This is a genomic window from Chryseobacterium cucumeris (genome assembly GCF_016775705.1).
Classification (GTDB): domain Bacteria; phylum Bacteroidota; class Bacteroidia; order Flavobacteriales; family Weeksellaceae; genus Chryseobacterium; species Chryseobacterium cupriresistens.
In genome coordinates, this window is sequence record NZ_CP068760.1 from 2,486,103 (window position 1) to 2,499,078 (window position 12,976).

Sequence of the window (12,976 nt, forward strand, 5' to 3'; positions counted from 1 at the left end):
ATGATTGAAAAATTCCAGGCCATAGAATCCAAAATCAATACACCCACTACTTATTTTCTCATGGGAATTCTCTGGATCGCTGTTATTCTGATTATGGTGGTAATCGGGGTTGTTTTTAATTTTATCTACAATAATTTCAGACAATATGCAGAAAATGATCCTGGAATCTTTTTCACGATTCTTATTGCCCTGCTTCTTCTTATTTTTTGCTGGGTCGCTTTGATCATGGCTTTAACATACCGTATAAAAGAAAGAGCCAGAAAAGCTGTTGTCAATGAAAAAGGAGTTACTTTTTACAACAATCAAAATACTATTATTGAAACGATCCTGTACAGCGATCTTCAGCCCGCTGAAAATTCATCTGATGATGTATATGTCCGCAACACTCAGACTATAAAATATGGCAAAACAACATTGCAGGTTTACCTGAAAAATAAAGTTGGGGAAATTATACCTTCAACGGTAGACTTTAATTTTAACTTAATAATTCTATGCAACCAATATCAGCTTTACCGTCATTTTCTTAGAGGAATTCAACACTTTCGTCCGGATCTGAAAATAAGCCAACAGACAATTGATCAGTATAATCTTAGTTCAGAACCACAAAAAACAAAATTTGGAATATTTGAATATATCATATCTGCAGTTTTTATACTGATTGCTGCCGGATTGGTTTATGTCTTTATATTGCTGATAAAAATGTTTGTCTGATAAGTAATGTTGACGCAAAGCCAATTACTGATGAGTTTATAGCCATATCTTTCATTCTCAAATGCGGTTATCCTTCTATTCTTCTGCGTAATGAACATTGTCTTCATTTAAATTTGAAAACCTCATAAAAAATCACGATTTTTGCAACTTCAAAATACGATATGTCAGACTTAATCAAAGAAATACAAAAAAGAAAGACCTTCGGGATCATTTCCCACCCGGATGCCGGAAAAACAACTCTTACAGAAAAGTTACTTCTTTTCGGGGGAGCGATTCAGGAAGCAGGTGCGGTAAAATCCAACAAAATAAAAAAAGGAGCTACCTCCGACTTTATGGAAATTGAACGACAGAGAGGAATCTCTGTAGCGACTTCTGTATTGGCATTTGAATATAGAGATCATAAAATCAACATTCTCGATACTCCGGGTCACAAAGACTTTGCTGAGGATACGTACAGAACATTAACTGCTGTAGACTCCGTAATCGTTGTAATTGACGTTGCAAAAGGGGTTGAGGAACAGACGGAAAAGCTGGTTCAGGTATGTAGAATGAGAAACATTCCGATGCTGGTTTTCATTAATAAACTGGATCGTGAAGGTAAGGATGCTTTCGATCTGCTGGATGAAGTAGAACAAAAACTGGGTTTAACCGTTTGTCCGCTTTCTTTACCGATTGGTATGGGAAGTGACTTCCAGGGAATTTATAACATATGGGAAAACAATATTCAGTTATTCCTGGAAGAGAAAAAGCAGAAAGTTGGAGATTCTATTAAGTTTGATGATATCAATGATACTTCAATTGATGATGTTATTGGTGAAAAAGCGGCCAAAAATTTAAGGGAAGAACTTGATCTGATCCAGTCTGTTTATCCTGAATTTAATCGTGATGATTATATGAAAGGTGATCTTCAGCCGGTATTTTTCGGTTCTGCTTTAAATAATTTTGGAGTACGTGAACTATTAGATGCTTTCATTGATATTGCTCCGATGCCGCAGCCAAAGGAAAGTGATACCCGTCTGGTAAAACCTGAGGAAAGTACTTTCACAGGATTTGTTTTCAAAATCCATGCGAATATGGATCCTAAGCACAGAGACCGACTTGCATTCGTGAAGATTGTTTCAGGAACATTCAGGAGAAACGAAAATTATTTACTGGTAAGAGAAGGGAAAAAAATGAAATTCTCCTCTCCCAACGCATTCTTTGCTGATAAAAAAGAGGTGGTAGAAGAAAGTTTCCCGGGTGATATCGTTGGTTTACATGATACGGGAAGTTTCAGAATCGGAGATACATTAACAGGTGGAGAGAAATTAAGCTTCAAAGGAATTCCAAGCTTCTCTCCTGAACATTTCCGTTATATCAATAATAATGATCCTTTAAAAGCCAAACAATTAGCTAAAGGTATTGATCAGCTGATGGATGAAGGGGTTGCACAGCTGTTTACCCTTGAAATGAACGGAAGAAAGATCATCGGAACCGTAGGAGCACTACAGTACGAAGTTATCCAGTACCGTTTGGAACATGAATATGGCGCAAAATGTACTTACGAACCTCTATCCATGCACAAAGCCTGTTGGGTAGAAGCTGACGAAAAATCTGAAGAGTTCAAAGAATTTGCAAGATTAAAGCAGAGATTCCTGGCGAGAGATAAATACAATCAATTGGTATTCCTGGCGGATTCTTCATTCACCATTCATATGACGCAGGAGAAATTCCCGAATGTGAAGTTACACTTCATCAGTGAGTTCAGAGAAAGTTAAGAAGCAATCAGGCAAACCGAAATTGCTTACAATATAGATCCGCAGAAAATTTCTGCGGATTTTTTTATAATATATCGTATGAAACCACCCCGTCAAAAATTCTTTAAATTTTTGCCACCCCTCCGGAGGACGGGAATTTTTAGATTTCCAAACTCATATTTGGTAAAACGACAAAGTGTATGAATAACTGAGTACTCTGTTTGTCATTCTATAGAAATCCAAATCCACAAGTAATAAAACACTGTTATTAAATGTTCCTTTGCGAAGTATAAATCCTATCCTTATTCCATCAAAACTCAGAAAAACGCTTTGTAAATCTTTTGTAAAACAAATACAAAACCCTGGTAATATAAGAGTTAATGTTTTACCAGCATAATACATTTCATTTACAATCTTTACAAGAACTTCCCTTCTAATTTTACTTCATCAAAAAAATTAATCTTATGAAAAAGTTCATCTTACTCGCTGCTGCAGCAGGCACTTTCATTATGTGTAAAAAGGCAGAAGCTACACAGGATAGAATCAATGAAGCCATCCATTCGGCGGACAGTGCTGTCACTGTTGCTACAGAAACCATAGATCATGTCAGTAAAACGGCTGATAAAGTCCTGGACTCAGCCAGTATTAAAATAAAAGATTTTGAAAATTCGAAAAACGACATCCGTCAAAAGGTAGAAAACACTTCCAAAATGGTAGATTCTTTATCGGATAAAATTGCGAATACAAAACTGGAATCCAAAATAGAGAAAAAAGATTCTATAGCAAAGAAATCTGAAAAAATTGCAGCAAAAGTTCCGGCTCCCAAGGTTATTAAAGAAACCAAAATCATCTATAAAGAAAAGCCTAAGAACGGCAGTTACGAACTGAATATGCCACAAGATAAAATGGTAAAATCAGGATATCTATCTATAACCGCAGAGAATGTGGAGACAGTAAAGGAAATCATCAGAGAAGAAATCAGCAGAAATAACGGCTATATCAAAAGTGAAAATCTTTCTTATGTAGAATCCGCCTATCTGCATGGGGAAAACCAAAAAGTATACAGTCTGGATATCAAAGTTCCTATGCAACATTTTGACAGTTTAATGAATGCTATTAACAGCAATGTTGGAGATATTGACACAAAAGATATTCAGATTTCAGGACGAAACTATACGGACAATGCAATCTGTACGATCAATGTAAATATCAGTGAGAAAGCTAAAACAGAAACAGAGCCTGAAACCTTCGGTGGAAAATCCCTGGCAGCCATTGAATCCGGATGGAATGTTATTACTTCTATATTCCTGTTTATCCTGCCGCTGTGGCCTTTATTTCTTATTGCCGGCATTGGATATTATTTCTATAAAAAGAAGAATGGGAACACCGCTGATCGTGATTCTCATTAGATTTTTAATTTTTTTTTAATGAGGTTTGGAATTGGTGTTCGATTCTTATGTTTAATTTTACCAAATATTCAACAGAAGTGTTGTTTATTAGAAAAATAACTCTTAACTTTAAATATAAGCAAAATGCAATGAATCTCCGATCAGACGAGGTTCAAATAAATTTGGAAATTTTATTTCATATATTAATATTTTGTGATTTGGTGTAAAATAAGGCCCTCATATTGAGAGCCTTATTTGTTTTTATTTCATATTCACTACCTTATCTACGATAAATTTTGTGTTTCCTCTCCAGGGAAGTGCGCCATTATACTCTTTGTAATGCAGATCAAAAGTTTTACCACTGTTGGTTTCCAGTTGTTTGAAAACTTCAGGATCATCTACAGAAAATTCGAACTCATAACTTGTAATAGTTCCTGTTTTTCCTCTTCCAAAGCCTTCCTGAATCAGCTTGCCTTCATAAGTTTTGAAGACATAACCTTTTTTCATAGCATAATTCAGGTATCCGGATTTTACTCCTTCTCCGAAAACGAAATAGTACTTATACCAGACAAATACGCCCAGTAACAGCAGTACGACACCGAGGGTGATCCACAAAGATTTTTTCATAGGTAGTGTGTTTTATAAATGTTATTTTGCGATGCTTCTTGAAATAACGATTTTCTGAATTTCAGAAGTTCCTTCATAGATCTGAGTGATTTTCGCATCTCTCATTAATCTTTCTACGTGGTATTCTTTCACGTATCCATATCCTCCATGGATCTGTACTGCTTCAATAGTAGTATCCATTGCCACCTGAGAAGAGTATAATTTTGCCATAGCTCCGCTTTCAGAGATATCTTTTCCTGCATCTTTTTCACACGCAGCTTTGAAACATAACATTCTAGCAGCAGTGATCTGAGTTGCCATATCAGCCAATTTGAATGCAATCGCCTGGTGGTTGATGATTTCAGTTTTGAAAGCTTTTCTTGTTTTAGCATATTTCAGTGCCAGTTCGTAAGCCCCTGAAGCAATACCCAGCGCCTGAGAAGCAATACCGATTCTTCCTCCATTCAACACTGCCATAGCAAAGTTGAATCCGAACCCGTCTTCACCAATTCTGTTTTCTTTTGGAACTTTTACGTTATTAAAGATCAAAGAGTGGGTATCACTTCCTCTGATTCCTAATTTGTCTTCTTTTGGTCCGATTTCAAATCCTTCCCATCCTCTTTCAACGATAAAAGCATTGATTCCTTTGTGTTTTTTCTCAGGATCTGTCTGAGCAATTACGATATAATAAGTAGCTGTTCCACCGTTCGTGATCCAGTTTTTGATACCATTTAAAAGATAGTAATCTCCTTTGTCTTCAGCTGTAGTTTTCTGAGAAGTAGCATCAGAACCAGCTTCCGGCTCAGATAATGCAAATGCTCCGATTACCTGCCCGCTGGCCAGTGGAGTAAGATATTTTACTTTTTGCTCTTCAGAAGCGAATTTTTCAAGACCGGCACAAACCAATGAGTTGTTTACAGACATTACAACAGCTGCAGAAGCATCTACTTTTGCAATTTCTTCCATAGCAAGCACGTAAGAAACGCTGTCCATACCTGCACCGCCGTATTTTGGATCTACCATCATTCCTAAAAGTCCCATTTCTCCCATTTTCTTCACCTGTTCAGCAGGGAATTTCTGGTCACGGTCTCTTTCAATCACTCCAGGTAAAAGTTCGTTCTGTGCAAAGTCTCTTGCTGCCTGCTGAATCATCAGCTGTTCTTCCGATAAATTAAAGTCCATAAAAAAAATAATTAGATAGCCGTAAATTTACACTTTTTAAGCAAATCTGAAAAAATAAATTAAAAGCGGGAAAAAGGCAGGTTTGGGGAGATTCAATGATGATGGATACGTGTTTCGGGAAACGGGATAATGCATTAGGAAGACAATATAAAATGTATTGAGAAAAATAAACCTTTATAAAAGATTAATTGAAAATATAAAATCCCCTTTTCAGGGCTTCCGGTCTCCTTTTTGATTCAAACTGTTATGGTAAGCATTTAACTAATTTCTAATTATTATCTTCGGATGGTTTCAATTAAAAAAAATGCTTATATTTAAATTTCTTTATAAATTACGTAAAAAATCATGACAATCAAGAGATTATTCGATATTCCACACTATGCTTTAGAAAAATATCCTAAAACGGATATATTTGTAACCAAATATCATGGGGAGTGGAAAAAAACTTCTACACAGGAGTTTATTAATGAGGGAAATAAGGTATCCAGAGGATTATTGAAGCTTGGTATAAAACCAGGGGATAAAATCGCTTTAATTACAACCAATTCCCGCACAGAATGGGCCATTATGGATTTCGGACTTTCTCAGATCGGGGTTGTTTCAGTACCGGTTTATCCAAGTATTTCTCCTGAAGATTATGAATTCATCTTCAATAATGCTGAAATCCAGTATTGTTTTGTTTCTGATAAAGAGCTGTTGAATAAAGTAATGAAAGTAAAACATAATATTCCGAGTTTGCAGGGAATTTTTACTTTTGACAGTATCAGCGGGGCTGCCAACTGGAGAGAAATTCTGGATCTGGGCAAGGACGAATCTACACAAATTGAAGTGGATGATCTTTCTAATGCGATCAATACAGAAGATCTGGCAACGATCATTTATACTTCCGGAACCACCGGAAGACCTAAAGGAGTAATGCTTACCCATAATAATATTGTTTCAAACATATTGGGATCCATTCCAAGAATTCCAAAAAAGAGAGGCTTTGATTACAAAGATGCCAGAGCATTAAGCTTCCTTCCTATCTGCCATATTTTTGAAAGAATGCTTTTCTATCTTTATCAGTACAATGGTTTTTCTCTTTATTTTGCTGAAAGTATCGAGAAAATGGGTGAAAACGTAAAAGAAGTGAAGCCTCATTATATGACCGTAGTTCCGAGACTGGTAGAAAAGGTATATGACAAAATCTATAATACAGGATCTTCAGCCGGAGGATTAAAATCCAAAATATTCTTCTGGGCATTGAATCTGATCACCAAAAAGAAAACCATTTCAAAGCCATCCGGACTTCAGGAAATCATCGCAGACAAGCTTGTATTTTCTAAATGGAGAGAAGGTTTAGGCGGTGAAATCGTAACTTTGGTTTCAGGATCTGCTGCACTATCTACAAGACTTAATTTAATGTTCCAGAATGCCGGAATTCCAATTCTTGAAGGGTATGGTTTGACAGAAACATCACCTGTAATCTCTGTGAACAGTTTTGATAAGATGAAAGTGGGAACCGTAGGAATTCCATTGGATAATTTAAAGGTTAAAATTCAGGAAGATGGTGAAATTACGGTAAAAGGGCCATCTGTATTCAAAGGATATTTCCGGAATGAGGAAATGACAAAAGAAGCTTTCACAGAGGATGGTTTCTTCAAGACCGGGGATATCGGACATATCGATAGTGACGGATTTTTACAGATCACAGATCGTAAGAAAGAAATGTTCAAGACTTCCGGTGGAAAGTATATTGCTCCCCAGACTATTGAAAACCTGGCAAAAGCTTCAAAATTTATAGAGCAGATTATGGTGGTAGGTGATGGTGAAAAAATGCCATGTGCTTTGGTACAGCCTGATTTTGAATTTGCAAAAAACTGGGCTATGAGAAATAATCTTAATTTAGGCTCAACACCTGAAGAAATTGCAAAAAGCCCTGAATTGAAGCAAAGAATTGAAAAGGAAATCGAAGGCATTAATGAACACCTTGGAAACTGGGAGAAAATCAAAAAAATTGAGCTTACTCCTGAAGTATGGAGCATTGAAAGCGGATTACTCACTCCAACATTAAAACTGAAAAGAAAGGCCGTAAAAGAGAAATTTATTGCTTTGTATAATAAGATGTACGATCATCATGATTAATTATTCAATGAAATTATGTAAGCATAGATTCATCTACCAATCCACTTTTGTAGGATTGGTATTTTTTATGTTTTCATGTAAACAACAGATAGAAAACACAAAATCAATATCTGAGAAAAAAATTGAAATTCCACAACTTTTGTCAGATTCCACTTTAAAAGAGAAAACATTGAATGATTATATTCAAACTGCTGAAACCATAAAACCCAATGTAAAAAACGGGGTTCCTTTTAACAAGCTTGATTATGATAAAATTATTGCTTATGATTTTGCTGGTGACGAAGAGACCTATCCTAATCCTATTGATAGAAAAGGAAAATTTACACCTGTGATCTTGAAACAACAGTTTCTGACTCAAAAACAAGCTGATCAGATCTTATCTGCTTTAGCAAAAAATTCAAGCTATGGTGAAAGCTCTGCGGCATGTTTTCAACCTCATCTAGGATTAGTATTTTTTAAAGGCAATAAAAAAATCAATCAGATCAGTATTTGTTTAAGCTGTAACACTTCGATTACAGAAATTGAAATTCCCGCCAGAACACATAAAATATTTAATAAGGGAACAGATAATGAGTATTCCTTTACTGGTTTCAAACCGTCTGGAAAAACAGCAATCATCAAACTGTGTAAGGAGATTAACTTTCATTATGGAAACAAGAAAGAGTAATATATTAATAAAATAGATTGAAGAATAACTTTTTATTTATAACAAAGTATTTTATTTCGGATATTTCTATAGTTTTGGCTAAAATTTTATTTTGATTAAACAGGCTAAAGCCCGTTCCTACTGATCCCCATCATTTAGTTTTTTAATCAATTACAACACTATCACCGTCATTCCGTATGAATCCATGCTATGTCGAAAAAAGAGCCGAGATTCTACGGAATGACAAAGACTCTGATTAAATTGTACTGCTATGTTTATATCAGTTCAGATAAAAAAAGCTGTCTCATTTCTGAAACAGCTTTCATATGACTTAAAAATCAATAATTAGAATTTAATTACAGATTTCATTTTTTCGTTTTCTTCCATTACCAACTCATCATCAACAAGGATTTTTCCAGAGTGCTCATCAATGATGATTTTCTTTCTCTGAGCAATTTCCATTTGCTTCTGAGGAGGAATAGTGAAGAAAGATCCTTTTGGAGCACCTCTTTCTAATCCTACAACAGCAAGACCGTTGATAGAGTTTGTTCTGATTCTGTTGTAAGAAGCCAATAATCTCTCATCGATTTTAGCTGCAAATTCTTTAGACTGCTCTAAAAGATATTCTTCTTCTTTCTGAGTTTCAGAGATCAAACCATCCAATTCTTCTTTCTTGAACTTTAAGTGGCTTTTCAAATCGTCGATCTTTGCATTCAGTTCAGCTAAAGTTTCGTTTTTGTGAGCAATTTTAGCTCCGAATTCTTTAATTCTTTTTTCAGCAAGCTGAATTTCCAGCTCCTGGAATTCCATTTCCTTTCCTAATGCTTCAAACTCTTTATTGTTTCTTACATTATCCTGCTGAGATTTGTATTTCTCAATTAAAGTTTTAGCATGGTTAATTACTTCATGCTTTGTTTTGATCTGATCTTCCTGATCTTTGATATCAGCATGAAATTTTTCAGCTCTTTTTTCAAGACCTTCAATCTCGATTTCAAGATCTTCAACTTCAATTGGCAATTCTCCTCTAGTATTTCGGATTTCATCCAATCTTGAATCAATGATCTGTAAATCGTATAAAGCTCTTAATTTTTCTTCAACTGAAATATCGTTGGTTTTTGCCATATTTAAATGAAATAATTTACTGGGTTTGTTTTTTCAATAGATTTTGAAATTGCAAATGTACTAAATTTTTGTGATAAAATTTCAAATAATTGTTGAGCAACAAATTGTTCGGACTCATAATGTCCTATATCACAGATCAGCATTTTAGACTCTGCTAAAAAATAATCGTGATATTTAAGATCTCCTGTAAGGTAAGCATCACATTTTCTGGCCGCTGCAGATCTTATCCCACTTGCTCCCGAGCCTCCCAGAACCCCCACTCTTTTGATTTTTTTATTGTTAAAAGAAGAATGTTTGATCACCTCCAGTCCAAATTTTTCTTTTACAAACCCAAGGAAATCTTTTTCATCCATTTCCTCTTCCAGATCACCGTACATTCCCAATCCGGCATGATGATTTTTATTATCCAGACTATAAACCTGATAGGCTACTTCTTCATAAGGGTGTGCTGACTTCATAGCGCCTACAATCTGCCCTTGTTTAAAGCCTTCAAAAATTACAGAAATCATATCTTCATCTGCATTTTCACGAATACCCTGCTGTCCGGAAAACGGATTTGAGCCTTCCACAGGCCTGAATGTCCCATTACCATTCACTGTAAAACTGCATTCGTCATAGAATCCTATATTTCCTGCTCCGGCTGAGAACATGGCTTCTTTTACTTTTTCCGAATACTCTTTAGGAACAAAAACCGTTAACTGCTTTAAGTTATTTTCTTTGGGCTGAAGAATCTTCATATTCTTTAATCCTAACTGACTGCATATACCGTGGTTCACTCCAAAGAAATCATTGTCAAATGCAGTGTGGATAGCATAGATTGCTACTTTATTTTCAATAGCTTTTAAAACGGCCCGCTCTACATAATTTTTCCCTGTTAAAGATTTTAATCCGGAAAATATAATGGGATGAAAGCACACAATCAGATTACAGTTTCTCTCAATCGCCTCATCTACTACATTTTCCAGCGCATCATGACAAACCAGAATTCCTGATACATCACGATCATAAACACCACACAGCAATCCTACATTATCAAAATCTTCTGCCTGCCTGATGCTTATCTCCTCTTCAATCTTTGCAATTACAGTTTTTAGCTTCATTAATTTATATTTTACGGTTACAGCGAAGATATTAATTTTACCAAAAACCTGGAAAAATTTGCAATAAAAAACCGGCTTCTTCAACCGGTTTTGTTTTGTATTAAAAAAAAATCAATAAGACTATTAATCTTTGAAAAGCGATACTCTTGTAAAGGAATCTACTACTACGCCACAGTTGATATCGGATTCCATAAAAAGCTGATAGCCTTTTCCCGGATCAAGACTCGCAGGGTCCGCAATGGTATAGAAATAAAAGGTAAGAATATTACCTGTTCCACTGGAGCCGCTTGGAACCAGCTGGATAGAATTGATTTCAAAACCGGAATCGGGATTTTTAAAAGTAGCTTTTATGGATCCTGAAGAGTTGGAACCTGGAGTAATTGTAGCGATTGCTCTCCAAAAATGCACCTGCCCGTTAATTTCATTTTCTCTCCATTTACCGGTAGCCGCAATATAGATATTGCTCGTAACTCCCGGAAATGGAACGGTAGTTTCCGGCCAGCTTGTAGTAGGACTTGCCGCAAAAACCAGCGGTGTGGCATAAAGCACCTGTTGTCTCGGGCCATAGCCGCTTCCTGATGCACTTAAATTGAATGAGGGTTTTACATTTGCGTTTCCAGAATTTACTTTAACGACACCGTCGTTACCAGCCTGAGAAGATGTGGGAACAAAAAGCTGTCTCCAGAGGGTACCATCCCAATACTGGAAGTTATTCGTCGTCGTATTATAAATAAGAGTTCCTGCAGTAAGGTTAGCGTTTACTACACCTGCAGGAGGTACAGTGGAAACGTCATTATCAGCCAGGTTGGTATCCCGGTCAGTATCAGTAAGACGAGGAATGAGAATTCCTTTCTGGTTGGAAACTATATCCAGTACTGAAGCACTATTTGGCGTTACAGTATTAATCCCAACCTGAGCATACGCAAAACTGCTTATCAAAAACAGCATTAAAAAGGTTAAAATTTTTCTCATGATATAAAGCTTTTGTAGAATAAAATTACAAAGTTGAACTGTAAAAATGTTAAAAAAAATATTTTTATATGTCATATTTTATTCGTATTTTACTTAATATAATATATTGATAACCACTATATTAAATGATAATAATTCACTTTTACATGATGAATTTTATTTTAACATTTGCAGGATTCTTTTAACAATCATATATTTACCCTATTCTATATATAAATTATTAACTTCGCTGTGAAATAACCCTATCTAAATGGAAAGAGAACATAATCTTATTCCTGAGGAGACTCTATGGAAAAGATTCCTTTACCGGATAATTTATCGCTCCGATACGAAGCTTGGAAAACTGTTCGATATCATATTATTGTTTTTAATTCTTGCAAGTACTGCCATTATTATGATGGAAAGTGTACCTAAGCTTGATAAGAGATTCCATTATACTTTTCTGATTCTTGAATGGATCATCTCCATTTTCTTTACAATAGAATATTCCATGCGGATTGCAGTGGTAAAAAATAAGCGGAGCTATATATTCAGTTTTTTCGGAATTATAGATTTTCTGGCTCTGGTTCCCTTTTTTCTTAGTTTTTTCTTTCCTATTACCAAGTATTTTCTGATTTTCAGAATGTTGAGAATGTTGAGAATATTCAGGATTTTCAATTTACTGGATTTTATGAATGACGGGTATTTCATTGTAAGGGCTTTAAAGAACAGTTCGAGAAAAATTTACATTTTCCTTCTGTTCCTAATCATTTTCTCAGTCATTGTAGGCTCACTTATGTTTATGGTAGAAGGTGGAAGACCTGGATTTGAAACGATACCGCAATCTATCTATTGGGCAGTCGTTACGGTAACTACTGTAGGATATGGTGATGTATCTCCTATTACGCCTTTAGGCAAGTTTTTTGCGGTTATTCTTATGTTGGCCGGTTATTCTATCATCGCAGTTCCTACCGGTATTGTAACAGCAGAAATGAGAAACAAAAGACAAAACCTGGAAATGGTATGCGAACGCTGTGGCAATGAGGATATTGATGATGATGCAAGGTATTGTAAGAAATGTGGCAAGAAATTAGCTTAATATTTGATATAAGTAAAATTCATTAATCAAACACCACAAAATCATGGAACCAAAAAAGAAAAACAGACCCAATAGCTTAGTAATTATTCTTTTTGCACTGATTGTACTGATGGTCATCATTTATTTTATATTAGTAATGTTCTTCCCTGCTGTTTTTGATCTTATGAATACAGGCGATATACAGCCAGTATCCGATAAATGATGAGTGATGAGTAATGTGCAATTGATGACGATAAACAATTTACAAGCATTGCAAACCTGAATAAAATAAAAGATGGGCTGAACATTTCACTCATCTTTTTTATCAATAT

General features: G+C 35.4%; 12 protein-coding genes. 7 read left to right on the forward strand and 5 right to left on the reverse strand.

Annotated elements, in window-relative coordinates:
* The 3 genes from JNG87_RS11235 to JNG87_RS11245 all read left to right on the forward strand — a co-directional run bounded on the left by JNG87_RS11235 (position 1) and on the right by JNG87_RS11245 (position 3,856).
* Entirely contained in the window at positions 1-711 is a 711-nt protein-coding gene (locus tag JNG87_RS11235; protein WP_202838517.1) for a hypothetical protein, read from the forward strand.
* A 161-nt stretch (positions 712-872) separates the two neighbouring features.
* A complete protein-coding gene (locus tag JNG87_RS11240; protein WP_202838518.1) occupies positions 873-2,468 on the forward strand; it encodes a peptide chain release factor 3 in 1,596 nt (531 codons plus the stop codon).
* A gap of 443 nt (positions 2,469-2,911) precedes the next feature.
* A complete protein-coding gene (locus JNG87_RS11245) occupies positions 2,912-3,856 on the forward strand; it encodes a DUF4349 domain-containing protein (protein ID WP_202838519.1) in 945 nt (314 codons plus the stop codon).
* 240 nt (positions 3,857-4,096) lie between these two features.
* Here JNG87_RS11245 and JNG87_RS11250 read toward each other — a convergent pair whose 3' ends face one another.
* On the reverse strand, positions 4,097-4,462 hold the full coding sequence (locus JNG87_RS11250) for a hypothetical protein (RefSeq protein WP_034695305.1): 366 nt from the start codon (positions 4,460-4,462) through the stop codon (positions 4,097-4,099).
* A gap of 21 nt (positions 4,463-4,483) precedes the next feature.
* Positions 4,484-5,623, reverse strand: a complete 1,140-nt coding sequence (locus JNG87_RS11255) for an acyl-CoA dehydrogenase (RefSeq protein WP_110009295.1) — start codon at positions 5,621-5,623, stop codon at positions 4,484-4,486.
* A gap of 345 nt (positions 5,624-5,968) precedes the next feature.
* Between JNG87_RS11255 and JNG87_RS11260 the strand changes: the two genes are divergently transcribed.
* Together JNG87_RS11260 and JNG87_RS11265 are read left to right on the forward strand one after the other, a co-directional pair.
* A complete protein-coding gene (locus JNG87_RS11260; RefSeq protein WP_202838520.1) occupies positions 5,969-7,747 on the forward strand; it encodes an AMP-dependent synthetase/ligase in 1,779 nt (592 codons plus the stop codon).
* Positions 7,740-8,414, forward strand: a complete 675-nt coding sequence (locus tag JNG87_RS11265) for a hypothetical protein (protein WP_062671147.1) — start codon at positions 7,740-7,742, stop codon at positions 8,412-8,414. Before JNG87_RS11260 ends, JNG87_RS11265 begins: the two co-directional genes overlap by 8 nt.
* 324 nt (positions 8,415-8,738) lie before the next feature.
* Here the strand turns inward: JNG87_RS11265 and JNG87_RS11270 are convergent, their stop codons facing one another.
* The 3 genes from JNG87_RS11270 to JNG87_RS11280 all read right to left on the reverse strand — a co-directional run bounded on the left by JNG87_RS11270 (position 8,739) and on the right by JNG87_RS11280 (position 11,587).
* Positions 8,739-9,515, reverse strand: coding sequence for a zinc ribbon domain-containing protein (locus JNG87_RS11270; protein ID WP_110009291.1), 777 nt, complete (start codon positions 9,513-9,515; stop codon positions 8,739-8,741).
* Between the two features lie 2 nt (positions 9,516-9,517).
* Positions 9,518-10,615 carry a Nif3-like dinuclear metal center hexameric protein gene (locus tag JNG87_RS11275; protein WP_202838521.1) on the reverse strand — a complete coding sequence of 366 codons (1,098 nt, stop codon included), beginning with the start codon at positions 10,613-10,615 and terminating at the stop codon, positions 9,518-9,520.
* Between the two features lie 123 nt (positions 10,616-10,738).
* The gene (locus JNG87_RS11280; protein ID WP_228406463.1) at positions 10,739-11,587 is read right to left on the reverse strand and encodes a hypothetical protein; all 849 of its coding nucleotides are present in this window, start codon (positions 11,585-11,587) and stop codon (positions 10,739-10,741) included.
* 250 nt (positions 11,588-11,837) lie between these two features.
* Between JNG87_RS11280 and JNG87_RS11285 the strand changes: the two genes are divergently transcribed.
* The gene (locus tag JNG87_RS11285) at positions 11,838-12,665 is read left to right on the forward strand and encodes an ion transporter (protein WP_202838523.1); all 828 of its coding nucleotides are present in this window, start codon (positions 11,838-11,840) and stop codon (positions 12,663-12,665) included.
* 43 nt (positions 12,666-12,708) lie between these two features.
* Positions 12,709-12,867 carry a hypothetical protein gene (locus JNG87_RS11290; RefSeq protein WP_202838524.1) on the forward strand — a complete coding sequence of 53 codons (159 nt, stop codon included), beginning with the start codon at positions 12,709-12,711 and terminating at the stop codon, positions 12,865-12,867.
* Positions 12,868-12,976: the final 109 nt, after the last annotated feature.

Excerpts from the sequence above, each read along its gene's own strand:
- JNG87_RS11235 (WP_202838517.1), top strand. The coding sequence starts at position 1 with ATGATTGAAAAATTCCAGGCCATAGAATCCAAAATCAATACACCCACT.
- JNG87_RS11240 (WP_202838518.1), top strand. The coding sequence starts at position 873 with ATGTCAGACTTAATCAAAGAAATACAAAAAAGAAAGACCTTCGGGATC.
- JNG87_RS11245 (WP_202838519.1), top strand. The coding sequence starts at position 2,912 with ATGAAAAAGTTCATCTTACTCGCTGCTGCAGCAGGCACTTTCATTATG.
- JNG87_RS11250 (WP_034695305.1), bottom strand. The coding sequence starts at position 4,462 with ATGAAAAAATCTTTGTGGATCACCCTCGGTGTCGTACTGCTGTTACTG.
- JNG87_RS11255 (WP_110009295.1), bottom strand. The coding sequence starts at position 5,623 with ATGGACTTTAATTTATCGGAAGAACAGCTGATGATTCAGCAGGCAGCA.
- JNG87_RS11260 (WP_202838520.1), top strand. The coding sequence starts at position 5,969 with ATGACAATCAAGAGATTATTCGATATTCCACACTATGCTTTAGAAAAA.
- JNG87_RS11265 (WP_062671147.1), top strand. The coding sequence starts at position 7,740 with ATGATTAATTATTCAATGAAATTATGTAAGCATAGATTCATCTACCAA.
- JNG87_RS11270 (WP_110009291.1), bottom strand. The coding sequence starts at position 9,515 with ATGGCAAAAACCAACGATATTTCAGTTGAAGAAAAATTAAGAGCTTTA.
- JNG87_RS11275 (WP_202838521.1), bottom strand. The coding sequence starts at position 10,615 with ATGAAGCTAAAAACTGTAATTGCAAAGATTGAAGAGGAGATAAGCATC.
- JNG87_RS11280 (WP_228406463.1), bottom strand. The coding sequence starts at position 11,587 with ATGAGAAAAATTTTAACCTTTTTAATGCTGTTTTTGATAAGCAGTTTT.
- JNG87_RS11285 (WP_202838523.1), top strand. The coding sequence starts at position 11,838 with ATGGAAAGAGAACATAATCTTATTCCTGAGGAGACTCTATGGAAAAGA.
- JNG87_RS11290 (WP_202838524.1), top strand. The coding sequence starts at position 12,709 with ATGGAACCAAAAAAGAAAAACAGACCCAATAGCTTAGTAATTATTCTT.